Origin of the sequence: Neopararhizobium haloflavum (assembly GCF_002750855.1) — a bacterium.
Lineage (GTDB): Bacteria > Pseudomonadota > Alphaproteobacteria > Rhizobiales > Rhizobiaceae > Georhizobium > Georhizobium haloflavum.
Genome location: NZ_NWUC01000005.1, coordinates 143,436 through 167,350, shown reverse-complemented (window position 1 = coordinate 167,350; position 23,915 = coordinate 143,436). Strand labels below are relative to the sequence as shown.

General features: G+C 64.4%; 22 protein-coding genes. 12 read left to right on the top strand and 10 right to left on the bottom strand.

Going from position 1 to position 23,915, the window contains the following annotated elements; all coding sequences use genetic code 11:
- Positions 1–90 precede the first annotated feature (90 nt).
- From CN673_RS12570 to CN673_RS12560, 3 genes are all read left to right on the top strand, one after another.
- Entirely contained in the window at positions 91–453 is a 363-nt protein-coding gene (locus tag CN673_RS12570) for an Hpt domain-containing protein (RefSeq protein ID WP_099866673.1), read from the top strand.
- A 132-nt stretch (positions 454–585) separates the two neighbouring features.
- A complete protein-coding gene (locus tag CN673_RS12565) occupies positions 586–906 on the top strand; it encodes a 2Fe-2S iron-sulfur cluster-binding protein (protein WP_099866671.1) in 321 nt (106 codons plus the stop codon).
- Positions 907–1,081: 175 nt separating this feature from the next.
- Positions 1,082–2,107: an NAD(P)/FAD-dependent oxidoreductase gene (locus CN673_RS12560; RefSeq protein ID WP_099866669.1), complete on the top strand. Its 1,026-nt coding sequence runs from the start codon at positions 1,082–1,084 to the stop codon at positions 2,105–2,107.
- A gap of 335 nt (positions 2,108–2,442) precedes the next feature.
- Here the strand turns inward: CN673_RS12560 and CN673_RS12550 are convergent, their stop codons facing one another.
- Positions 2,443–3,063, bottom strand: a complete 621-nt coding sequence (locus tag CN673_RS12550) for a DUF922 domain-containing Zn-dependent protease (RefSeq protein WP_099866666.1) — start codon at positions 3,061–3,063, stop codon at positions 2,443–2,445.
- A 174-nt stretch (positions 3,064–3,237) separates the two neighbouring features.
- Between CN673_RS12550 and folP the strand changes: the two genes are divergently transcribed.
- Genes folP through folK form a run of 3 tightly spaced genes read left to right on the top strand, consistent with a single transcriptional unit; the run spans position 3,238 to position 4,987 of the window.
- Positions 3,238–4,107, top strand: coding sequence for a dihydropteroate synthase (gene folP / locus CN673_RS12545; RefSeq protein WP_099866886.1), 870 nt, complete (start codon positions 3,238–3,240; stop codon positions 4,105–4,107).
- Positions 4,108–4,110: 3 nt separating this feature from the next.
- A complete protein-coding gene (gene folB, locus CN673_RS12540) occupies positions 4,111–4,479 on the top strand; it encodes a dihydroneopterin aldolase (RefSeq protein WP_099866664.1) in 369 nt (122 codons plus the stop codon).
- On the top strand, positions 4,463–4,987 hold the full coding sequence (gene folK / locus CN673_RS12535) for a 2-amino-4-hydroxy-6-hydroxymethyldihydropteridine diphosphokinase (protein WP_099866662.1): 525 nt from the start codon (positions 4,463–4,465) through the stop codon (positions 4,985–4,987). Before folB ends, folK begins: the two co-directional genes overlap by 17 nt.
- A 12-nt stretch (positions 4,988–4,999) precedes the next feature.
- On the opposite strand, the gene CN673_RS12530 is transcribed toward folK, so the two are convergent.
- The 4 genes from CN673_RS12530 to CN673_RS12515 all read right to left on the bottom strand — a co-directional run bounded on the left by CN673_RS12530 (position 5,000) and on the right by CN673_RS12515 (position 8,825).
- A complete protein-coding gene (locus CN673_RS12530) occupies positions 5,000–5,491 on the bottom strand; it encodes a hypothetical protein (protein ID WP_245409906.1) in 492 nt (163 codons plus the stop codon).
- Between the two features lie 128 nt (positions 5,492–5,619).
- Complete coding sequence (locus CN673_RS12525) at positions 5,620–6,747, bottom strand: YcjF family protein (protein ID WP_099866660.1); 1,128 nt, start codon at positions 6,745–6,747, stop codon at positions 5,620–5,622.
- The gene (locus CN673_RS12520) at positions 6,744–8,222 is read right to left on the bottom strand and encodes a YcjX family GTP-binding protein (RefSeq protein WP_099866658.1); all 1,479 of its coding nucleotides are present in this window, start codon (positions 8,220–8,222) and stop codon (positions 6,744–6,746) included. Before CN673_RS12520 ends, CN673_RS12525 begins: the two co-directional genes overlap by 4 nt.
- Before the next feature lie 84 nt (positions 8,223–8,306).
- Entirely contained in the window at positions 8,307–8,825 is a 519-nt protein-coding gene (locus CN673_RS12515; protein WP_099866657.1) for a SixA phosphatase family protein, read from the bottom strand.
- A 351-nt stretch (positions 8,826–9,176) separates the two neighbouring features.
- On the opposite strand from CN673_RS12515, the gene dksA reads away from it, so the two are divergent.
- Positions 9,177–9,596, top strand: coding sequence for an RNA polymerase-binding protein DksA (gene dksA, locus CN673_RS12510; RefSeq protein ID WP_099866655.1), 420 nt, complete (start codon positions 9,177–9,179; stop codon positions 9,594–9,596).
- Positions 9,597–9,628: 32 nt separating this feature from the next.
- On the opposite strand, the gene CN673_RS12505 is transcribed toward dksA, so the two are convergent.
- A complete protein-coding gene (locus CN673_RS12505; RefSeq protein ID WP_245409891.1) occupies positions 9,629–10,468 on the bottom strand; it encodes a flagellar biosynthetic protein FliO in 840 nt (279 codons plus the stop codon).
- A gap of 224 nt (positions 10,469–10,692) precedes the next feature.
- Here CN673_RS12505 and cckA point away from each other — a divergent pair, with 224 nt between their 5' ends.
- Together cckA and CN673_RS12495 are read left to right on the top strand one after the other, a co-directional pair.
- The gene (gene cckA, locus CN673_RS12500; protein ID WP_099866653.1) at positions 10,693–13,293 is read left to right on the top strand and encodes a cell cycle histidine kinase CckA; all 2,601 of its coding nucleotides are present in this window, start codon (positions 10,693–10,695) and stop codon (positions 13,291–13,293) included.
- Between the two features lie 153 nt (positions 13,294–13,446).
- Positions 13,447–14,073, top strand: a complete 627-nt coding sequence (locus CN673_RS12495; protein ID WP_370853040.1) for a YiaD family glycine zipper/OmpA-like lipoprotein — start codon at positions 13,447–13,449, stop codon at positions 14,071–14,073.
- Between the two features lie 31 nt (positions 14,074–14,104).
- Here CN673_RS12495 and CN673_RS12490 read toward each other — a convergent pair whose 3' ends face one another.
- Positions 14,105–15,052, bottom strand: coding sequence for a pseudouridine-5'-phosphate glycosidase (locus CN673_RS12490; protein ID WP_099866650.1), 948 nt, complete (start codon positions 15,050–15,052; stop codon positions 14,105–14,107).
- Positions 15,045–16,019 (bottom strand): carbohydrate kinase family protein, encoded by a 975-nt coding sequence (locus CN673_RS12485; RefSeq protein WP_099866648.1) that lies wholly within the window; start codon positions 16,017–16,019, stop codon positions 15,045–15,047. The genes CN673_RS12490 and CN673_RS12485 overlap by 8 nt, the downstream gene beginning before the upstream one ends.
- Positions 16,020–16,219: 200 nt before the next feature.
- Here CN673_RS12485 and recA point away from each other — a divergent pair, with 200 nt between their 5' ends.
- Together recA and alaS are read left to right on the top strand one after the other, a co-directional pair.
- The gene (gene recA / locus CN673_RS12480; protein WP_099866646.1) at positions 16,220–17,308 is read left to right on the top strand and encodes a recombinase RecA; all 1,089 of its coding nucleotides are present in this window, start codon (positions 16,220–16,222) and stop codon (positions 17,306–17,308) included.
- A 309-nt stretch (positions 17,309–17,617) separates the two neighbouring features.
- Positions 17,618–20,278: an alanine--tRNA ligase gene (alaS, locus tag CN673_RS12475; RefSeq protein ID WP_099866644.1), complete on the top strand. Its 2,661-nt coding sequence runs from the start codon at positions 17,618–17,620 to the stop codon at positions 20,276–20,278.
- Positions 20,279–20,280: 2 nt separating this feature from the next.
- Here alaS and CN673_RS12470 read toward each other — a convergent pair whose 3' ends face one another.
- A complete protein-coding gene (locus CN673_RS12470; RefSeq protein ID WP_099866643.1) occupies positions 20,281–21,336 on the bottom strand; it encodes an AI-2E family transporter in 1,056 nt (351 codons plus the stop codon).
- Positions 21,337–21,474: 138 nt separating this feature from the next.
- Between CN673_RS12470 and CN673_RS12465 the strand changes: the two genes are divergently transcribed.
- The gene (locus tag CN673_RS12465; protein ID WP_099866641.1) at positions 21,475–22,593 is read left to right on the top strand and encodes a CNNM domain-containing protein; all 1,119 of its coding nucleotides are present in this window, start codon (positions 21,475–21,477) and stop codon (positions 22,591–22,593) included.
- Positions 22,594–22,632: 39 nt separating this feature from the next.
- Here CN673_RS12465 and CN673_RS12460 read toward each other — a convergent pair whose 3' ends face one another.
- Positions 22,633–23,847, bottom strand: coding sequence for an NADP-dependent isocitrate dehydrogenase (locus CN673_RS12460; RefSeq protein WP_099866883.1), 1,215 nt, complete (start codon positions 23,845–23,847; stop codon positions 22,633–22,635).
- Positions 23,848–23,915 lie beyond the last annotated feature (68 nt).

The window sequence follows — 23,915 nt, the reverse complement described above, 5'->3', positions numbered from 1 at the left end:
TCGTGCAATTGCCACGCCAGCGTTAAAATGCTGGCTGGTTTGCGCGGTGTAACCTGCCCATAACGAAACAGATCAAGATTGAACACGCTCATGCAAGCCTTGCCCATCGCCTTCAACCGGCCCGAATGCCGCCAGCGCGTCGCCGATTGCCGGCGTCCCATTGACCTCGAACATTTCTCGCGCCAGACGATGGGCAACAAGGAACTGGAAGCCGAAGTGCTGCAGCTCTTCATCCGGCAGGTGCGCGAATGCACGCGGGCGATCGAGCGCAGCGGCAGCGACAGGGCGGGGCTTGCTCATATGCTGAAGGGCTCGGCGCGCGGCGTCGGCGCCTTCACGCTCGCCGACCGGGCAGCCGCGCTCGAATCCGAACCGGAGAGCGAAGCGCATGTCGAGGCGCTCGCCCGCGCGGTGGTCGAGGTCGAGAATTTCCTGCTGCGCCTTTCACGCTGATCGGCCTGCCGGCGCCGGCTCCTCGGCCGCTGCTGCTTGACATTCGCGCCTCACTCTTTAACTCGACGCCAGAATGAGAGCCGCGCCGGGCCGAACCCGCGCGGACCGCTACCGGGCGCGGAGTGTTGCTGAATGACCAAGATCACCATCGTCGCAAATGATGGTACCCGCTACGAGCTTGAGGCCGAAAACGGCTCGACGGTGATGGAAAACGCCGTGCGCAATGCCGTTCCGGGTATCGAGGCGGAATGCGGGGGCGCTTGCGCCTGCGCGACCTGCCACGTCTATGTCCACGAAGCGTGGAAGGAAGCCGTTGGCGAGCCGGAGGCGATGGAAGAGGACATGCTCGACTTCGCCTACGACGTGCGCCCGACCTCGCGGCTGTCCTGCCAGATCCGTGTCAGCGACGCGCTGGACGGGCTGATCGTATCCGTGCCCGAGCGGCAGGCCTGAGCGGCGCTTCGCCGTCAAACGGCCGTCGTTCCGGCGGATGGATTTTCTCCCTCCGGCGGGAAGACGGGAATGGTTGACCTTTGATGCCGCCGGCCGCGCGGAGTAAAAGCCGGCACGCACGCACAACATTGCGAGACGGCGCGTCGCCGCGCCTTGAACGCCGGAAGGTTCAGGAATGCGAAATGTGATTGAAACGGATGTCGTCATCATCGGGGCAGGGCCGGTGGGCCTCTTCGCGGTGTTCGAACTCGGGCTCTACGATCTGAGGTGCCATCTGATCGACATTCTCGACCGGCCCGGCGGCCAATGCGCCGAGCTCTATCCCGAAAAGCCCATCTATGACATTCCGGCATGGCCGGAGATCTCCGGCGCCGGGCTGACCGAGCGCCTGATGGAGCAGATCAAGCCGTTTCACCCCGAGTTCCATTTCAATCGCATGGTCCAGAGCCTCAAGAAGCTCGAGGATGGGCGCTTCGAGGTGGAGACGGACGAGAACGAGGTCTTCCACGCCAAGATCGTCGTCATCGCGGCCGGTGGCGGCTCGTTCCAGCCCAAGCGTCCGCCGATTCCCGGGATCGAGGCCTATGAGGACAAAAGCGTCTTTTATTCCGTGCGCCGCATGGAGGAATTCCGTGACCATGACGTCCTGATCGTCGGTGGTGGGGATTCGGCGCTCGACTGGACGCTCAACCTCCAGCCGCTGGCACGCTCGCTGACGCTCGTCCACCGCAGGCCGGAGTTCCGCGCCGCGCCAGACAGCGTCAACAAGATGTTCGCGATGCAGGAAAAGGGCGACCTGAATTTCGAGATCGGCCAGGTGACCGGGCTGTCCGGTGCGGATGGGCAGATCGAGGCCGCGACGGTGAAGGGGCCGGACGGTGAAGTCGAGGTCAAGGCAACGCGCCTGCTGCCGTTCTTCGGACTGACGATGAAACTCGGGCCGATCGCCGACTGGGGCCTCAATCTTCATGAGAACCTGATCACCGTCGATACGGAGAAGTTCCAGACCAGCGTGCCGGGCATCTTCGCCATCGGCGACATCAACTGGTATCCGGGCAAGCTCAAGCTGATCCTGTCGGGCTTCCACGAGGCGGCGCTGATGGCGCATGCCGCCAAGAAGATCGCGCATCCCGAAGCGAAGGTCGTGTTTCAGTACACGACGTCCTCGACCAGCCTGCAGAAGAAGCTCGGCGTCAAATAGACTCTGCCCCGCTCACAAAAAAAGCCCCCGCTGCCTTGCATGTGCGTGCCGCAGCGGGGTGCAGGTGTGCGCATCGAAAACCGGGTGGAAGGAACGCCCCGTCAAACCGAATGCGCCAGGGAGGCCACAGAGAGTCAATCTACGCTCACGCTACCGATTCCATGACTGAAATGGTAAGCGATGACGCGCCGATGCGCCACTCCAAGAAGTCACAGATTGTTTTATCGGGTTTCAGTCTGGGGAAAACCCTGGGCGAGCTGTGCCAGCTCGCGGCTTTTTCTGGAATCGATTGAAGCGCTTCTGTGTGTTTCTTGAAGCAATCTAACAATCGCATCTTACCGTGATTTGAGCTGCTGAAGGCGATATTCGAGAAGGCGGACCATGCGCTTTTCGAAGTTGATCGATTCGACCCGGTCGAATCGCGCCTGATCTTCGTCGTGCTCGATGAGGATTTCATCCGTCACACGGGCGACTTCCGCTTCCATCAGCGCGCAATCGCGCTCCGGCCGCAACTCCTCGATCGTCCGTTCGAGCTGGCGGGCATACTGGCGTGCGATCTCGGCGTGGCGTTCCTCATGCCGCTTGATGTCGCCGGCCAGCGTGTCCCAGATCAGCGCAAGGTCGAAGTCGGCGCGGCGACGCTGGGTCCAGCGCGGCAGGATGATCTTGGTGTCGAGCGTGATGCGCGCGGAGTCGATGCCGCAACGATTGTCGTGCTCGGCATAGGTGACGGAACCGCCGAACTTCATCTCGGTGGCGCCGGGATGGCGCGCGCCGGTGCCCTTGACCATCGGTCCGGCGCTCAGCAGCGCCTCATCGAGATCGGCAGCCGTATCGCCCTTGACCGGGAAGTAGGCAAAGGATTTGGTGATGATGGTTTCAGCCGAGGCCATGCCAGCGGGCGCGGCAAACATCATAGCGAGGCCGACCAGCGCGGTCTTTGCGAAAAACGACATATCAGCCCGCCTCGGTTGCACTGTCGCAGAGCTTGCGCCATAGGCTTGCCCGATGCAACAGCGCCAAAGTCACACTCGCTTGAAAATGCCACGTGCGACCTCACAACGTTGAAACGCGGGCATCGCAAAGCGCCGGGAGTTCGAACAATGCCATCATCCGCACCCGAAGACGTCATGCAATCTGCGGTTGCTTTTCCCGCCGCGCGGGTGTGGATGGTCGGCCATGGCCGGCATCTTGATCTCGGTGCACGCGGTCACCTGATGGGCATCGTCAATGTCACGCCGGATTCCTTCTCCGACGGCGGGCGATTCGATGGGGCCGGCGATGCCGTCGACGCAGCGCTTGCGATGGCGGATGATGGTGCGTCGATCGTCGACATCGGTGGCGAGTCCACGCGCCCCGGCGCGGCGCCTGTGGATGCGGCATGCGAACAGGCGCGCGTGCTGCCTGTCATCGAGGCGCTCGCCGCGCGCAGCGACGTTCTCATCTCCGTCGACACCTACCGGGCCGACACGGCGCGCCTGGCGGTGGAGCGCGGCGCGCACATCATCAACGATGTCTGGGGGCTGACGAGGGACGGCGCCATGGCGTCGCTTGCCGCGCAAACAGGGGCCGGACTGTGCATCATGCATACCGGCCGGGAACGGGAACGGCTGGCCGACGTCATCGCCGACCAGCGGGCGTTCCTCACGCAGTCGCTGGCAATCGCGCGCCGGGCCGGCATCGATCCGGCGCAGATCGTGCTCGATCCGGGGTTCGGGTTCGCCAAGGACCCGGACGAGAACTTCGCGTTGATGGCGCGGCTCGGCGAATTGCACGCACTTGGCCATCCGCTGCTTGTCGGCGCCTCGCGCAAACGCTTCATCGGCCATGCGACGGGGCGTGAGGCAGAGGAGCGGGATGTTGCCACGGCCGCAACGACGGCTTTGATGAGGGCGGCGGGTGCGGCCGTTTTCCGTGTCCACGATGTCGCAAAGAGCCGGGACGCGCTGGCGATCGCCGATGCTATGCTCGCCGCGACTCCCGTTCAGCAGCGGACCTGAGCCATGCCCTATCGCATCCTGCTCAAGAACTGCGCGTTCTTCGCCCGCCATGGCGTGCATGACGAGGAGGAATTCCTCGGCCAGCGCTTTTTCGTCGATGCGGAACTGACGGTCGATCCGGGCGATGCGCTGGCGCTCGATTCGATCGACAAGACGGTGGATTACGGCGTCGCGTTCCAGGAGATCGAGCGTATTGTGACCGGCAAGCGGCGGTTCCTCATCGAGGCGCTGGCGCGGGAAGTGGCGCTGGCGCTGAGCGCCAAGTTCCCGCAGATCGCCCATGCCCGGATCACGATCCGCAAACCGAATGCGCCGGTTCCCGGCGTGCTCGATTACGTCGAGGTGACGGTGGACCATGACGCGCGCGGATAGCGGCCCGCACCGGGTCGCTATCGGGCTTGGCGGCAATATCGGCGACGTGTCCGCGACGATGCGGTCGGCCCTGACGCAGCTTGAAGCGGCCGACGGCATCGCCGTCGTCCGCGTATCGGGTCTTTATCGCACACCGCCGTGGGGAAAGACGGACCAGGCCTTTTTCTACAATGCCTGTGCCATGATCGAGACGAGCGTTGCGCCCGAAGACCTTCTCGGGCTGCTCCTCGACACCGAGCGCGCATTGAAGCGCGACAGACGCAGCGGCGAGCGCTGGGGGCCGCGCACGATCGATCTGGATCTGTTGTGGTACGACGGGGTGACGCTTGCGAGCGAGGACCTCATCCTGCCCCATCCAAGAATTGCCGAGCGGGCCTTCGTCCTCGTGCCGCTCGCCGAGATCGCGCCGGATCTTCAGATTGACGGGCGGGCGGTCGCGGACCTCGCGCGACACGCCGATGACGAGGGGATCGAGCGCATTCAGGATGGCGACTGGTGGCGCGCCTGAGCTTCGCGCTTTCTAGCGGATCGAGCCGACGGCGATCGAATCCAGGTCGCGCTGCAGCGACATGCCGATGACCGGCACCATGGTTTCGCCGACCTTGACTGAGACCGTGACGTTCATTGCGTGATCGTCGGTCAGCCGGGCCACCATGGCGCCTTCGAGTGCCTTTCGCGTGATGCCCATGATGACGCGATCGGGCTCCACACGCCCGGACACGACGTCGAGCCCTTCGCCCGCGGCGCCATCGAGGAAACGTCCCTCGTAGCCGCTTGCGCTCTGACGGATCACGGCGGTCATGGGCTGACTGAAAACGCCGACACGACAGGAGCCATCCAGCGTGACGCCGGCCGAAGCGGCCTGAAGAGGGTTGCCCGTCAGCTGGCAGTTGAACTTGGTGCCCTTGTATTTGCCGGCCACGATCTCGCCAGGTCCGGTCCACACGCCGGCAACGCTCTGGAAGAACGCCCGGTCGTCGGCCAGCGCGTTCGGGGCATTCATGCCCAACATCACCGATGCACTGAGGACGGCGAGGAATATGCGGTGCTTCATGCCCATTGAGCGGTCCTGACTGCGAACTAGGAAGACGCGTCGAGGATCGGCGAGAATGGTTAACAGACGGTTTCAGCCGTACTGCGTCAGCGACGATTTCGCCCGGAATTCTTCTCTTCGTTCGGTGTGTTGTCACCGATGCGCGAAAGTTCACCCAGGAAGTCACCGATGCCGGGCCGCCGGACGGCGTGGAAGGCGAGCGGGCGACACAGATCCATTGCGGCGATGCCGATGCGGGCGGTCATCAGTCCGTTTATGACGCCCTCGCCAAGCCGGGAGGACAGACGCGAAGCGACGCCGTGGCCGACGACCTGCTGAATGAGGCTGTCGCCGACGGCAATGGAACTGGTGACGGCGAGATGGGCGATCACATCGCGGAAAAGCCGGATGAGGCCGACCGCGCCCGGCCGGCCGCCGTAGAGTGTGGCCATGGCGCGGACGAGGCGGACGCTCTCGTAAAGGACGTAGGCAAGGTCCACGACCGCACGAGGCGAGACCGCCGTGACGATGGAAACGCGCTTGGAGGCGTTGAGAATGAGCCGGCGGGCGCGCTGGTCGAGCGGGGCCAGCAGTTCTCGCTCGGCAAAGGAAATGAGATGCGGTGCATCGACGATTTCCTCATCCATGTCGGCGATCGCGGCGCGGCCGCGCGCGGTTTCCGGCGCATCGCGGGTGAGGGTGACAAGCTGCTTGACGACACGGCGGGCTCGCGCCGGCCTTCGGTCCATCCGGGCTGTCTCTGCCTCGTCCTTGAGCTTCTGGACGGCGGAAAGCCGCATCAACGCGATCACCTCGCGCAGGACCGCAACGAGCAGGGACAGCAGGAAGATCGTGACCGTGCCGATCGCCAGATATCCGAGCCAATCGTTGCGGGCGAAGAGATCGCGGATCAACTGATCGGTCCACAGGCCGATGGCGAGCGACAGGAGGACGGAGAATGCGCCGAGTGCAAGCTTGGCGAAGGGAAAGCCCCGCGGCCGCGGCACCGCAGGCGGCGGCGTTAGCGCATCGATATCGCCATCGCCTTCGTGCGCAGGCGGGGGCGGCGCGAACGGGTCGGTCTCATCCAGCGTGATGGTCTCGGCAGGCAGCGCGGCCGGTCGGCGCGCGGTGGCGGGCTGGGCGGGCTCGCTTTGTGAAGACTGCCGATCATCCTCCATGTGGAAGACCGCCGGCCGACGCGGATTGTCACCATTGTGGCGCCGATCATTCATGCCAGATCGTCCCCGAAGAGAAACTGCAGCGCCCGGTCGAGGCGGATGTGAGGCAGCGAGAGCGTCATGCCTTCGGCCGTTCGCTCGATGCGTGGCGGACGGAACCGGACGAAGTTGATGTCGGTCAAAGGCCGGTGTGCAGACCGCGATTCAAGGTCTTTAAAGATCGAATCCGGATCGTCCGGCAAGTCACCGGGAAATATGGCTGTTTTGGTTTCGCCGTCGAAGGTCTGGCCGTCGATCCTCTCGCCTCTGATGGGCGTGCCGACGATGACGGGCAGGGCTTCTCCAGAGCGCTCGACAGTGGCCTCGCGCGTGGCGCGGACGGCGGCCAGCGCCATGACCTCCAGGCCGGCGCCGGAATACTGGATCCGGCCCGCGGCGCGGTCGACGAGCCGTGCGACCATCGCCTCCAGCCTGTCGTGGCTTTCATGGTGAAGGTGGTCTGCCTTCGTGGCGCCGATCAGAACCCGGCCGATGCGCCGGGTGAAGAGCGCGGTCAAAAGCGAGTTTCGCCCTGTTCGAAAGCAGGACAGGATATCGGCGAGCGCCCGTTCGAGATCCTGAACCGCGTCTGGGCCGGCATTCATCGCCTGAAGCACGTCGACCAGCACGATCTGCTTGTCGAGCCTCGCGAAATGCTCGCGGAAGAACGGCTTGACGACGATCTGCTTGTAGCTTTCGAAGCGCCTTTCCATCATCGCCCAGAGCGAGCCCTTCGGGGCAGCGCCTGTCGCCGGCAGATCGGGAAGCGGAGAAAAGGTGAGCGCCGGCGAGCCTTCCAGATCGCCGGGCATGATGAACCGGCCCGGCGGCAGAGTGGATAGCGCCCGCTCGTCGGCCTTGCAGGCCTTGAGATAGGCGGCAAACAGGGCAGCCAGTTCGCGCGCATCGGTTTCGTCGGCCTTCGCGCCCGGATCGATGGCCTGCGCGCGCTCCATCCAGGCGGCTGACAGGTCGGCACGCGCCGACGATCGTGCCAGTTCCACGGCGCGGGCGCTGAACTCGCGAAAATCCTGACCGAGCAATGGCAGGTCGAGCAGCCATTCGCCCGGATAATCGACGATATCGATCGACAGCTTTCCGGCCGACAGCATGCGGTTCCAGCCGCTGGCGGTTTCGAACTCGACCGTCAGACGAAGCTGCGAAATGGCGCGGGTGGAATCAGGCCAGAGGCGTTCCTCGACCAATGCCTTGACGTGGTCCTCGTACTGGAAGCGGGGCACCTCGTCGTCAGGCTGGGGCTCCAGATAGCTGCGCGCGATTCGCCCGCTGTGGTGCGCGTCGAACAGCGGAAGGCGGCCGCCATGCAGGAGATTGTGGACAAGCGCGGTGATGAAGACCGTCTTGCCGGCGCGCGACAGGCCGGTAACGCCAAAGCGGACCGAGGGATGGATCAGCCCGGAGGCGCGATCGGCGATGTTGTCGAGCGCGATGCGCGCTTCGTCGGTCAGGCTGGTCAGCGAACGCGCCAATGATGGGCCTTTCGGACAGGGACGGTCGATGCTCGATATAGGCCGCGCCGGGCGTTGAAAAAACCCCCACGTCGCAGGATCGGATCAAACGTCATCGGGCGTGAGGAAGGCGGCGAGCCGGCATGGCCCCGCGGCGGCCCTTGCGAACGGCCCGTCGATGTCGATGACCGCGAGCGCGGCCGTCGGAAAGCCAGCGCGAAGCGGGCGCATCTGCGCGGCCGGGCCGCGTGCCAGCAGATCCTGCGCCGTCTCTTCCATCATGGGATTGTGGCCGACGATGAGGATCGGCCCCGGATCGCTCTGCTCGGCCAGGATATCGACGTAGGATGCCCCGTCCTCGCCATAGAGCCCGTCGACATATTCAGTTCGCTCGGCTGCGACCTTGAGACGGACGATTTCCCATGTCTGCGTGCAGCGGCGCGCCGGTGAGCAAAGGACGAGGGAGGGTGCAAATCCATTGAGCGCCATGGCGATGGCGATGCGCTCGGCCTCGCGGCGCCCCGTCTCATCGAGCACACGATCGAAATCGCGCATGCCCGGCGCGGCCCAGCCGGATCGCGCGTGGCGCAGCAGAAAGATGCGGGAAATGTTCGCGGTGTCCATGGCGCAAGCGATAGGTCGTCCTGGGTCGGCCCGCAATCGGACATTCGATCACACCGGACGATCGGTCCGGGGCAATCGGGCCTGGTGAGGCATGAAATTTCGCGCTCTGGCTGAAATTTGCGCTGGTGTACGGGGCGGAAAGCGCGCCAAACGCGACGGGTCAGCCGCGCGCATGGCAGTCGTGCAGATGCATGCCTTCATGAGAACATTCGAAAATATATGTCATGTTTTGAGCGGCTTATGCGCATTGGTTCGCACAGCAATGTGAAACCCGTCACAACCAATATCTCTTGCCCGCGCATTGGTCAGTGGATATACACCGCTCGACCGTGCTGTTTCGGGAGATTCGCGGTGGGCGAGAAGATCGATCTATCATCCTACGTCCCCTCCGAGGACGAGGAATTCATGAACGTCAAGCAGCGGGCCTATTTCCGCGCAAAGCTCAATGCCTGGCGCAACGACATCTTGCGCGAGGCGCGCGAGACGCTGGACAATCTGGCAGAAGAAAATGCCAACCACGCCGATATCGCCGACCGAGCGTCGTCGGAAACGGACCGGGCAATCGAACTTCGCGCCAGGGACCGTCAACGCAAGCTGATCTCCAAGATCGACGCCGCCTTGCAGCGCATCGACGAGGGAACCTACGGCTATTGCGAGGAGACGGGCGAGCCGATCAGCCTGAAACGCCTCGACGCGCGGCCGATCGCGACCTTGTCGATCGAGGCGCAGGAACGGCACGAGCGGCGCGAGAAAGTCTACCGCGACGAGTAGGGCGGGCTGCGGGAACGGCCGCCGGGCTCAGGTCAGCGGCGCGTTGCCGTCATGTCGCCGAGCAGCTTGGCCATCTCTTCTTCGAGAGACCCTTCCTTGTCGGACGAAGGTGCGGCTGATTCTGCCGATGGCGCTTCGACGCGCGGCGCGGCGGCTGCCGGCTTCGGCTTCGCACTGACGGCTGCGCCCTGCTGCGGGGTGAGGGCCGGACGGTCAAGCGTGCGCGCCATCTCCGCGTCCAGCACGGCGTCGAAATCCGCCTGATCGAATGGATTGCCGGCTTGGACCCCCGAGGCCTCGGCGCGCTGTGCCGGCTGAAAGCGCTCGGCCGGGAACTGCGCAGGCTCCGGTTCCCCAAGGACGCGGCCACGCGCACCTTCGAGGATGTCGGCGGGATCGGCGATGGCCGGGCCAGCAGCCGCTGTTGGCATAGCCGGCTGCGCAGGCGGCGGAGCGGCAGGCCGGGCGGGCGGCGCATGGCGAACCGTGGCCGTCTCATCGTCATCCGGCTCGGCTGGTCGTACCGGCATCGTATCGTTGGGGCGCACGACCGGCGGCGCGGCCCTTGCGCCCTGGCCGATCCGGCTTTCCACGACGACATCGCTCGGGCCGCCGATCAACAGAAGATGTTCGACATCATCGCGCTTTATAAGGACGAGACGCCGTCTTGCGTCGACGGCAACGGTGTCGAGAACGGCAAGCCGAGGATCCCGCCGGCCTCGCCCGAGGGTGCCGGCGCCGACGCTGCCACGGCGCGCCTTGATGAACCAGAAGACCACGACGAGCCCCAAAAGGGCGATCGCCACGACCAGAATCGCCGTCACCATGGCGCTGCCTCGTTCATCCAGCATGCCGGCAAAAAATCCATCCATCGTTTCATGTCCATTCGCTCGGTATCGATCTAACCAGCCGGAAAACGCCGCGGTAAGCCTCGAACATGGATATTTTGCGGTAATCCAAGAGAATCGTTCTCCGACTGTGAACCGACGGGCCAGGAATGGCTTTGGGGCTTTCCATGGCCGGGTGAATATGGTCCAAACCAAGCGATTGCCGCGATCGCGACGGGGCGGGCGAGCGCAGGCGCATGAGGATTGAGATGGCAGCAGACATCAAGGGGCAGGCCTATCCGACGCCGATCGTCGACCGATCGGCGCAACCGCGACGCGTGGTGAGGCTGATCGTGCTGGCCGCCGTACTGATCGGATGCGCAGCCGCCTTCGTCAGTTTCGGCGATCGGATGAGTCCGGGTTTCGTGCTTGGCCTGCTTGGCGTCCTGGCGCTCATCGGCATCTTCTTCATCGTATCGGCCGTCATCGGCTTCGTTCAGGTGATGCCGTACCAGCAGGCCGACCCGATCAGCCGGAGCGTCATCGACAGCCAGAGCGAAGGCATGCTGATCACCGACCGCAAGGGGCGGGTGGTCTACGCCAACCGTGCCTATGGCCGGCTGACCGGCGCGGAAAAGGCAACGGATGTGCAATCCGTCGAGGCGCTGCTGTCGCGCAACAAGGAGGCGGCAGAGGCGGTCTATCGATTGACCAATCTTCTGCGCGACGGCCAGTCAGGGCAGGAAGAGTTTCGCCTGACGCGGGCCCTCAATCCGCATGCGAACGGCGCGGCCGGGGGGCGTTGGTATCGGCTCGCCGGACGCCCGCTGGCATTCCTGCCTGGCGAGCGGGAAGCGCTGCTGGCCTGGCAGATCACCGATGTGACCCGCGAGCGTGAGGAGCAGGAGCGGTTCTTCAAGGAGCTCCAGCACGCGATCGACTATCTCGACCACGCGCCAGCCGGCTTCTTCTCCGCGGGCAAGACCGGGGAGATCGTCTATATCAACGCGACGCTGGCCGACTGGCTGGCGATCGACCTGACCAAGTTTCGCCCGGGCTCGATGACGACGGCCGATCTGATCGCCGGCGAAGGCATGGCCCTTATCGATTCGGTTCAGGCCGAACCCGGACGCAACCGGACCGCCACGCTCGACCTCGATCTGCGGAAGACGAACGGGCAGAGCGTGCCGGTACGCCTGGTCCATCGGGTGTCGATGACGCGCGACGGGGCACCGGGCGAAAGCCGGACGATCGTCCTGGCACGCGGCGGCTCGGACGGCGGCGACTATTCGGCCGCCGCGGCGGAGATGCGCTTCACCCGCTTTTTCGACAACACGCCGATGGCGATCGCCTCCGTCGATGGCGACGGCAGGATCCTGCGGACCAATGCGCCGTTCCTCAAGGTCTTCTCCGGACTTCTGACCCGCGACGACCTCGACCGCGGCGCGCGCTTCGACGCTGTGCTGCACGAGGGCGACCATGCCGGCTTCGCGCTCGCACTGGCCGACGCGCGCGACGGGCAAGGCGATATCCCGCCTGTCGACACACGCCATCCCTCCGATCCGGAGCGTTATTTCCGGCTTTACGTCAATGCCGTGATCGACCACGGCAAGGATCGTGAGGAAGAGGCGATCATCTACGTCGTCGAGACGACAGAGCAGAAGGCGCTCGAGGCGCAGATGGCCCAGACCCAGAAGATGAATGCCGTGGGGACCCTGGCCGGGGGCATCGCGCACGACTTCAACAACGTTCTGACCGCGATCCTGCTTTCGTCGGACCATCTGCTTTTGTCACTGCGCCCGTCTGATGCGAGTTTCGCCGACCTGATGGAAATCAAGCGCAACGCTAACCGCGCGGCGGTGCTGGTTCGCCAACTGCTGGCCTTCTCGCGCAAGCAGACGATGCGGCCGAGCGTTCTCAACATGACGGATGTGATCGGCGACCTGCGCATGCTGATCGACCGTCTGACGGGAACGCATGTGAAGCTGGATATCGAATACGGGCGCGATCTGTGGCCGGTGATGACCGATCTCGGTCAGTTCGAACAGGTGCTCATCAATCTTGCCGTCAATGCCCGCGATGCGATGCCCGATGGCGGCACGATCACCATCCGCACACGCAACATGGAAAAGGACGCAGTCGCGGCGCTGAACTATCGCGGCCTCGAAGCAGCCGACCATGTGATGATCGAAGTCGCCGACGAGGGAACGGGGATCGCCCCCGACATCCTCGACAAGATCTTCGAGCCCTTCTTCACGACCAAGGATGTCGGCAAGGGCACGGGGCTCGGCCTTTCCATGGTCTATGGAATCATCAAGCAGTCGGGCGGGTACATCTACCCGATTTCCGAAGTGGGTCAGGGAACGACGTTCCGGATCTTCCTTCCGCGTCATGTCGAGACCGAGCAACCGGATGCAGGAACCGACGCCGTCGCCCTGACGGAAGTCAAGGCAAAGCCTGCCGAAACGTCCAAAGCGGCGACGGAGCCGGTGGACCTGACCGGCAGCGCCGTCGTGCTTCTGGTCGAAGACGAGGAAGCCGTGCGGCGCGGGGGCAAGCGCATGCTGGAGACGCGCGGCTATACCGTGCACGAAGCGGCATCCGGCGTGGAAGCGTTGGAGGTGATGGAGGAACTGGAAGGGGCCGTCGACATCGTGGTCTCCGACGTGGTGATGCCGGAGATGGATGGACCGACGCTCTTGCGCGAGTTGCGCAAGGACTATCCCGACCTGAAGTTCGTTTTCGTCTCGGGCTATGCGGAAGAAGCGTTCGCGCGCAATCTGCCGGCCGATGCGACCTTCGGGTTCCTGCCCAAGCCCTTCTCGCTCAAGCAGCTTGCGACGACAGTGCGTGACACGCTCAACGGATGAGGGGCGGGGATCGGGGTCCGCCCGGTTTCGCCACAAAATTGCCGCGAAAGACCCGGTTGACGCCAGCGCAGCGGCCAGTCCAATAGGCCCATCATTCGGAGAGGAATCACCATGACGATATTTTCAGCAAAGCCGCAGCTCGCGGCGATCCTGATGGCAAGCGCCGTGCTCGCCGGTTGCACGACGGACCCCTATACGGGCCAGCGCCAGCTTTCCAACACGGCCGGCGGCGCAGCGCTCGGTGCGGCGGCCGGCGCGGGCCTCGGCCTGCTTGCCGGCGGCGACGATCGCCGCAATGCGCTGATCGGGGCCGGGGTCGGCGCGCTGGCCGGCGGCGCCATCGGTGGCTACATGGACAATCAGGAAGCCAAGCTGCGGGCGCAGCTTCAGGGCACCGGCGTCTCGGTGACCCGCAATGGCGACAACATCATCCTGAACATGCCGTCCAACGTGACCTTCGACACGGACCAAGCCGATGTGCGGGCCAATTTCTACCCGACGCTCAATTCGGTGGTTCTGGTGCTGCGCGAGTTCGACCAGACGCTGGTCGACGTTTATGGCCACACCGACAGCGACGGCTCGGACAGCTACAACCTCGATCTGTCGCAGCGGCGGGCCCGATCGGTTCTGTCGTACCTGACCGGGCAGGGTCTCGACCCGCGCCGCTTCTATGCCCAGGGCTATGGCGAGAGCCAGCCGATCGCCGACAACGCCACCGAGCAGGGTCGCGCGGCAAACCGCCGGGTGGAAATCCGCATCGTCCCGATCCAGCAGAGCTGACGGGCAGCGTGACGCTCCGGCCGGCGCGGCTTCACGCGCCGGCCGATCGATCCTTCGGGCCGACGGCCACGGCGATGCGCGCAGCGAGACGTGCATTGTGCCTGACGAGGGCGACATTGGTGGAAAGGCTCGCGCCACCGGTGATCTCGAAAATCGCCCCAAGCAGGAACGGTGTCACGGCCTTGCCGGCGACGCCCTTCTCTTCGGCGCGGCGCAGCGCTTCGGCGATATGCCGCTCCATCTCTTCACGCGCGATCTCGTTTGCCTCGGGCACCGGATTGGCAACGAGCACGCCGCCCGACAGCCCGAGCTTTGTCCGCGTGCTGCAAAAACGCGCGATGGCATCCGGAGTGTCGAGGCGAAGCGGGCTGCCGAGCCCGCTGTCGCGCGACCAGAAGGCGGGAAAGCGATCGGCGCCGAAGGTGACGACCGGGACGCCGCGCGTTTCCAGCACCTCCAGCGTCTTGGGAATGTCGAGGATCGCCTTGGCACCGGCGCAGACGACCAGGACGGGCGTGCGGGCCAGTTCCTCCAGATCGGCCGATATGTCGAAGCTCGATTCGGCGCCGCGATGCACGCCGCCGATCCCGCCCGTTGCGAAGATGGAGATATCGGCAAGCGCGGCAACGATCATCGTCGCGGCGACGGTGGTCGCGCCGTTGCGGCCCTCGGCGACGGCAAACGCCAGATCGGCGCGAGAGACCTTCAGCACATCCTCGGCGCGTGCGAGAGCCGCGAGTTGGTCGTCGGTGAGGCCGACATGGACGGTCCCGTCCAAAATCGCGATCGTCGCCGGCTCCGCGCCCTCTTCGCGCACGATATCCTCCACGCCGCGCGCCATCGCGAGATTGTCCGGAAACGGCATGCCGTGGGTGATGATGGTGGATTCCAGCGCAACGATGGGCCGGCCCTCGCGCCGGGCGGCCTCAACAGCAGGTGAAAATTGCAAAGGCAGACTGCCGCGCGGTTTTTCATGCATGATCAATGGTCCTCAACAAGGGGGCTCCGTCCAGCGCTACGGCTGGCGGCACTTCAGACAGGAGAGCATCCAGCCGCTCGAGTGATAGATCGGACGGGGCGCAGGTGTCGGCGCCGACGACATGGCTGGCGGCCGCGCATCCGCGGCGCAGAGCCTGCGGCAGCGCCATGCCTGCAATGAGGCCGACGAGGGTGGCAGCCGCAAGCGCGTCTCCCGCACCCGTCACATCGACGACGTGCTGCCGCAAGGGCGGTTCCACCATCCAGGCTTGGTGGCCATCAAAGGCAATGGCGGGCATGGCACCGCGCGTCACGATGCCGGCGCGAAGGCCGCACTGACGGAGGATTGCCGGCCAATCTTGAGGCCTTGCTGCGGCGCGGTCGGCGAGCGCCGCCGCTTCGCGCTCATTCAAGAACAGCACGGACAGCGACGGCAGGACGCCCTCAAGGCGCATGACCTTGGCGGGCGAAATGGCAATGGCGGCGAGCGGGCGACCGAATTCGCCGCATCGGGCGGCAAGGCGCTCGATCGTGCGCGCAGGAAGGTTCGCATCGACCAGCACGTGATCGGCGGAGACGATCGCCTCGCGCATGGAGCGCCGATCGAACTGGCGCGGGCCGAACAGGTCATAGAGCGCCATGTCCGCGAGCGCGACGACGAGGTCGCCGTGCTCGTCAAGGATCGCGGTATAGGTCGGGGTCGCACGATCGAGAAAGGTGATCGGCCGATCGTCGATGCCTGCCGCGGCGGCGGCATCGGAGACCGCTACGCCATGGATATCGCCGCCGCGCGGAGCGACGAGGCAAACGTCCGCGCCGAGACGGGAAAGAGCCCTTGTGGCATTGAACGCGCCGCCGCCGGTTTCTTCACGCCAGGTGCCCGGATTGCTCGCGTGCATTTCGGTCGGGCCGGACAGCGTGGCGCGCCGGTCGACATGCGCGCCGCCGATGACGAGGATCCGCGTCATGGCCGCACATGCAGGGTCGGCTGGAGCGGGAAAGGCGTGACCTCGCGGCAGCCAGATGCGGAACAAAAATCAAACATTCCTACAAAAACCATGATAAAACAGCGTCTTCAACGCAGCTTGCGCCATGAGAACAAATAGAGTACAAAAGGTCCACAGGGCGGGTTTGCCTGTCCGTCGCGGATAACCTAAAGGTGGATCATATGGCACAGAACGCGCTCAGGCTTGTAGAGGACAATTCGGTGGACAAAAGCAAGGCTCTCGACGCCGCGCTCTCGCAGATCGAGCGGGCGTTCGGCAAGGGCTCGATCATGAAGCTCGGTTCCAACGAGCAGGTTGTGGAGATCGAGACCGTGCCGACCGGTTCGCTCGGCCTCGACATCGCGCTTGGGGTTGGCGGCCTGCCCAAGGGCCGGATCATCGAGGTCTACGGACCGGAAAGCTCGGGCAAGACGACACTCGCACTGCATGTGGTGGCCGAGGCGCAGAAGCGCGGCGGCATCGCCGGTTTCATCGACGCCGAACACGCGCTCGACCCGGTTTATGCGCGCAAGCTCGGTGTCGATCTGGAAAACCTTCTGATCTCCCAGCCCGACAACGGCGAACAGGCGCTCGAGATCACCGACACGCTGGTGCGTTCCGGTGCGATCGATGTTCTGGTGGTCGATTCGGTCGCCGCGCTGACACCGCGCGCGGAGATCGAGGGCGAAATGGGCGATTCGCTCCCCGGCCTGCAGGCTCGCCTGATGAGCCAGGCGCTCAGGAAGCTGACCGCCTCGATCTCGCGGTCGAACTGCATGGTGATCTTCATCAACCAGATCCGCATGAAGATCGGTGTGATGTTCGGCTCGCCGGAAACGACGACCGGCGGCAATGCGCTGAAATTCTATTCCTCCGTGCGGCTCGACATCCGCCGCATCGGTTCGGTCAAGGATCGCGACGAGACGATCGGCAACCAGACCCGCGTCAAGGTGGTCAAGAACAAGATGGCGCCGCCGCTCAAGGTGGTCGAGTTCGACATCATGTATGGCGAGGGGGTCTCCAAGACCGGCGAACTGATCGACCTCGGCGTCAAGGCCGGGATCGTCGAGAAGTCCGGTTCCTGGTTCTCCTACAACAGCCAGCGTCTCGGCCAGGGCCGCGAGAACGCGCGGACCTTCCTCAAGGAAAATCCCGAGGTGGGACGCGAGATCGAGACGGCAATCCGCCAGAACGCCGGCCTGATCTCGGATAATTTCTTCGAGGACGATTTTTCCGGAGAATCCGACGACGGCGATGCCGCGAACGGCTGAGCCGCTCGGTTCAGCAAAGGGTTGGCAAGGCATGAAGCGGTGGGCTGGCGCCCGCCGCTTTTTCGTTTCGGGAAGGACGGATCGGGCAACGTGCGGGCCGCGACGTGCACGCATGCTGGACAGCGCGCGGCGCGCCGGATAAAAGCCGGAAAAGACGGGGTTCCAGGCTGCCGGCCACGGCAATGTCGATCCCGACATTCAACTGCTACCGCCGCGCTTTTTGAACGATGGCCGGTTGTCCGCCGGCTTGATCCGGCACCGACGGGCGTGATCGCAACGAAGGCGCGGTGCGGGAAAAAAGGGCGTGCCATGAGCGGCGTAAACGAGATCCGCACGACATTTCTGGACTATTTCGGCAAGAACGGCCACGAGATCGTGCCGTCCAGTCCGCTGGTCCCGCGCAACGATCCGACATTGATGTTCACCAATGCCGGCATGGTGCAGTTCAAGAACGTGTTCACGGGGCTTGAATCGCGCCCCTATTCGACCGCCGTCAGCTCGCAGAAATGCGTGCGCGCCGGCGGCAAGCACAACGACCTGGACAATGTCGGCTACACCGCGCGACACCACACCTTCTTCGAGATGCTCGGGAATTTCTCCTTCGGAGACTATTTCAAGGAGCGGGCGATCGAGCTGGCCTGGAACCTGATCACCAAGGAGTTCGGGATCGACGGCCGCCGGCTGCTGGTGACGGTCTACCATACCGACGACGACGCATTCGACCTTTGGAAGAAGATTGCGGGCCTGCCCGACGAACGCATCATCCGCATCGCGACCAGCGACAATTTCTGGGCGATGGGGGATACCGGACCGTGTGGGCCTTGTTCGGAAATCTTCTACGATCACGGCGAGGACATCTGGGGTGGCCCACCCGGCTCTGCCGAGGAAGACGGCGATCGGTTCATCGAGATCTGGAACCTGGTGTTCATGCAGTTCGAGCAGCTCAGCGCCGAAGAGCGTGTGGAGTTGCCGCGCCCGTCGATCGACACGGGCATGGGCCTGGAGCGCATCGCCGCCGTGCTTCAGGGGGTGCATGACAATTACGACATCGATCTTTTCCGCGCGCTGATTGCAGCCTCCGTCGAAGCGACGGGCGTTGCGGCCGAAGGTGGGCGGCGGGCCAGCCATCGGGTGATCGCCGACCATCTGCGATCCTCTGCCTTCCTGATCGCCGACGGGGTCCTGCCATCCAATGAGGGCAGGGGCTATGTCCTTCGCCGGATCATGCGGCGCGCGATGCGCCATGCGCGGCTCTTGGGCGCCGACGAACCGCTTATGTGGAAGCTGCTGCCAACGCTCGTCTCGCAGATGGGCCGGGCCTATCCGGAGCTTCAGCGCGCCGAAGCGCTGATATCGGAGACGCTCAAGCTTGAGGAAAGCCGCTTCCGCAAGACGCTGGACCGCGGGCTGACGCTGCTCGACGACGCCTCCTCCAGCCTTGGCGAAGGGGACCGGCTGGATGGAGAGACGGCCTTCAAACTCTATGACACCTACGGCTTTCCACTCGACCTGACGGAGGATGCATTGCGCCTTCGCGGTGTCGGCGTCGACACGGACGGCTTCAACGCCGCGATGGCGCGACAGAAGGCCGAGGCGCGCGCCAACTGGTCGGGGTCGGGCGAGGCGGCGACCGAGAAGGTCTGGTTCGAGCTGCGCGATCGCATCGAGGCCACCGATTTCCTCGGCTACGACACCGAGCAGGCCGAGGGCGTCGTGCGCGCGCTGGTCGTCGACGGCGCCTCGGTGGAGGCCGCCGAGAAGGGGAGCCGCGTCGAACTCGTTTCCAACCAGACGCCGTTCTACGGCGAATCGGGCGGGCAGATGGGTGATACCGGCCGGATCACCGGCGAGGGGTTCGCCCTTTCAATCACCGATACCCAGAAGAAGGGCGACGGATTGTTCGTCCACATCGCCGCGGTGGATGAAGGAACCGTCCGCGTCGGTGACGAGATCGTCCTCGACGTCGACCACGCGCGCCGGTCGGGCCTGCGCCAGAACCATTCGGCCACCCATCTCCTGCACGAGGCGCTGCGCGAGGTGCTGGGAACGCATGTGGCGCAGAAGGGATCGCTGGTCGCGCCGGATCGCCTGCGGTTCGACATTTCCCATCCCAAAGCGGTCGAACCGGAAGAGATGGCACGCGTGGAGGAGATGGCCAACGCGATCGTCATACAGAACGCGCCGGTCGTCACGCGTCTGATGGCGGTGGACGACGCGATCGCCGAGGGCGCGATGGCACTTTTCGGCGAGAAGTATGGTGATGAGGTGCGCGTTGTATCGATGGGCACCGGGATCGAGGGCGATAAGCATGGCCGGACCTATTCGATCGAGCTTTGCGGCGGCACGCACGTTTCGGCCACGGGCGATATCGGCCTGATCCGGATTGTCGGCGAATCCGGTGTCAGTGCCGGCGTGCGTCGGCTCGAGGCGCTGACAGGCGCGGCGGCGCGCGCCTATCTGACGGAGCAGGACGAGCGCGTGCGCCAGCTGGCCGGCACCTTGAAGGTGCAGCCGGGCGAGGTCCTGTCGCGCGTCGAAGGTCTGATCGAGGAGCGGCGCCGGCTCGAGCGGGAACTGGCCGATGCCAAACGCAAGCTCGCCTTTGGCGGCGGCGGCGCGTCGGGCGATGGCGACACGCGCGATATCGACGGCGTCAAATATCTCGGCAAGGTGGTGACCGGGGTCGAGGCGAAGGCGCTGAAGGGTCTTGCCGACGACGGCAAGAAGGCGCTCGGGTCGGGCGTGGTCTGCTTCGTCGGCGTCGCCGAGGACGGCAAGGCGAGCGTCGTGGTCGCCGTGACCGACGACCTCAAGGACCGCAAGAGCGCCGTGGACCTGGTGCGCGTGGCATCCCAATCGCTCGGCGGGAAGGGCGGCGGCGGCCGGCCGGATATGGCGCAGGCCGGTGGCCCCGACGGTTCGAAGGCGAAAGACGCGATCGAGGCGGTGGCGCAGGCGCTGGCTGCCTGACATCAGCCGTGCGGCAACACGCCTGCCTGCTCGCCCGGCACGTCCGGGCGGGCGCCGGCGGCTGGCTCTGATCGCTCCAGATAGTCCTTGATGTATAGCTCGCGCGTCAGCGTCATGGCGAGAGCGGTGAGCGGCATGGCAAGGGCAAGCCCCATGAGCCCGAACATGACGCCGAACAGCAGTTGCACGGAAATGACGAGCGCCGGCGGCAGGTGCACCTTTTCCTGCTGGATGAGCGGCGTGATGACGTAGCTTTCCAGGGCCTGGACCGAGAGATAGATCGCCAGAACCCAGAGCATCATCGCGCCGCCTTCGGCCATAGCCAGAAGCAGCGCTGGCAAGAGCGCGAGAACCGGACCGATGTTGGGAATGAATGCCAGCAGGCCGGCGATCAGGCCGAGGATGATGGCAAGCGGCATGCCGATCGCCCACAGGCCAAGGCCCGTAAGGACGCCGACGATGGTCATGGCCATGAACTGGGCGACCAGCCAGTTCTTCAGGGTGTGGGCGCATCGGGTCATGATGTCGGCCGCGCGGGGGCGAATGGAGGGCGCGAAAAGCCTTATGGCGCCTCGACGATAGACATCCGGATCAAGCGCCAGATAGACGCCGACAAAGACGATGATGACCAAATTGCCGAGCGCGCCGAATGTGGTGGAGACGGCGGTGGTCGCCGCAGCGCGTCCCTCACCGGACAACAGACCGGAGGGATTGGCACGCTCGATCAGGTCGTTTGCCCACTCGTAGTGCTCGATCCGCGCGCGCAGCGTCTCGAACGCGGCCGGAATCTCGGCCACGAGGTCATCGACCTGATCGGCAATCGCGCTGGCTGTCGACGTTCCGACCGCTGCAAAGGCGGCAATGACCAGGAGAACGAGGATGGCGATGCCGTAGCCGGTCGCCAGATGCAGAGGGCGGGCGATGAAGTTGCCGCCGCCGTGCAGCAGCGCGCCGACGAGAACGCCGGCGAAGATCACCAGGACCACACTCGGCATCAGCACGAACAGTGCGACCACGAGGATGATCGCGACCGCGATCGAGACCTTCCAGGATGCCATTCTTACCCCAGCGTACCCGTCCAACGCACGGGTAACTGGAGAGCGTTGCTTTCGTTCCCGCGAGATGGCTTGGAACCGACTGTCCTGCCGGGCATTTGCATGTGAGCTAATTCAATAATCCGGGGGCCGTCGCATACCATGACATTGTTGATCATCTACGTGGCGCTGGCGATCGGACTTTCCTTTGTCTGTTCCATTCTGGAAGCGGTGCTGCTTTCGATCACGCCATCCTACGTGGCCTCCCTGGAGCCGACGAAGCCGGAGCTCGCCAAGAAGCTCAAGGCGCTGAAGGACGATGTCGACCGACCGCTCGCCGCCATCTTGAGCCTAAACACGATCGCGCACACCGCCGGCGCGGCGGGAGCGGGGGCTCAGGCGGCGAACGTCTTCGGCGATGCCTCGCTCGGTGTCTTCTCCGCGGTCCTGACGCTGCTCATCCTGGTGCTGTCGGAGATCATACCGAAGACCCTCGGCGCCACCTACTGGCAGGGCCTGGCCCCGATGGCGGCCCGGATCCTGCCGATGCTCATATGGTCCATGTGGCCCCTCGTGAAGATGTCGCAGGGCCTGACGAAGCTACTGGCGCGAGGCGGCGGGCAGTACGAGGTCAGCCGCGACGAGATCGTCGCGATGGCCGACATCGGCCATCGCGAAGGCATCATCGACAAGAGTCATTCACGGATTGTCGCCAATCTCTTCCGCTTCGACCGCCTCACGGTCGAGGACATCATGACGCCGCGCACCGTCGTCTTTTCCCTCGATCAGACGATGCGTGTCGGCGATTTCATCGCAAAGCTGGACGAGGTGCCGTTTTCGCGCATCCCGATCTTCGTCGAATCGATCGACAGCGTCACCGGCTTCGTCCTCAAGAACGACGTCCTGGTCGAAGGGGTAAAGGACCGGGATGATGTGACGCTTGCCGACCTCAGGCGCGACCTTGTGCGCGTACAGGAAGAAACCTCGCTCGACGAACTCTTCGAAACCCTGCTGACGCACGACCGGCACATTGCGCTGGTTGCGGACAAATTCGGCGGCACGGCCGGTGTCGTCACCATCGAGGATGTCGTGGAAACGCTGATCGGGATGGAAATCGTCGACGAGGTCGACACGACCGCCGACCTGCAGCAATTGGCGCGCGAGAACTGGGAAAAGCGCCGGGCGGCGCTGGAGGGTCGCAAGCCGGCGATCCGGCCCGAACATTCGGCTGCCGCGCCGGTCGGTGACGCGACGAACAAAAACGCCCCGCATGCCGAATGACGTGCGGGGCGTAAGATCAGGCCGCGAAGCGCGGTCTGCCTAGAGACCCATCGCCTTGGCGAGGTTCTCGTCGACCTTGTCGAGGAAGCCTGTGGTGGAGAGCCACGGCTGATCGGGGCCGATGAGAAGGGCGAGGTCCTTCGTCATGTGGCCGCTCTCGACAGTCTGGATGCAGACGGTTTCCAGCGTCTGGGCGAACTTGGCCAGTTCGGCATTGTCGTCGAGCTTGGCGCGGTGGGCGAGGCCACGCGTCCAGGCGAAGATCGACGCGATCGAGTTGGTCGAGGTCTCCTCGCCCTTCTGATGCTGGCGATAGTGACGGGTCACCGTGCCGTGCGCCGCTTCGGCCTCGACGGTCTTGCCATCCGGCGTCAGCAGAACGGACGTCATCAGGCCGAGCGAGCCGAAGCCCTGGGCCACCGTGTCGGACTGCACGTCGCCGTCATAGTTCTTGCAGGCCCAGACATAGCCGCCCGACCATTTGAGGCTCGCCGCGACCATGTCGTCGATGAGGCGATGCTCGTACCAGATCTTGGCTTCCTTGAACTTCGCCTCGAACTCGCTTTCGTAGACCTCCTGGAAGATGTCCTTGAAGCGGCCATCATAGACCTTGAGGATCGTGTTCTTGGTCGACAGGTAGACCGGCACCTTGCGCTGCAGGCCGTAGTTCAGGGACGCACGGGCAAAATCGCGGATGGAATCGTCCAGATTGTACATGCCCATGGCGACGCCCGAAGATGGCGCGTCGAAAATCTCGTATTCCTGTTCCTTGCCGTCCTCGCCGACAAACTTCATGAAAAGCTTGCCCTTGCCGGGAAACTTGAAATCGGTGGCGCGGTACTGATCGCCGAACGCGTGACGGCCGACGATGATCGGCTGGGTCCAGCCGGGCACGAGGCGCGGGACGTTCTTGCAGATGATCGGCTCGCGGAAAATGACGCCGCCGAGGATGTTGCGGATGGTGCCGTTCGGCGAGCGCCACATCTTCTTCAGGCCGAATTCCTCGACGCGGCCCTCGTCGGGCGTGATCGTCGCGCATTTGACGCCGACGCCGTGCTTCTTGATCGCATTGGCGGCATCGATGGTGATCTGATCGTCCGTGGCGTCACGGCTTTCCATGCCGAGATCGTAATATTCCAGATCGATATCGAGATAGGGATGGATCAGCTTGTCCTTGATGAACTGCCAGATGATGCGGGTCATCTCGTCGCCGTCGAGCTCGACGACCGGGTTTGCGACCTTGATCTTTGCCATGAAGGAAAAGCCTCTCTTTCTCATATGACGGGATGGGCTGGATGAACTGGCCGGTCCTATAGCACCGG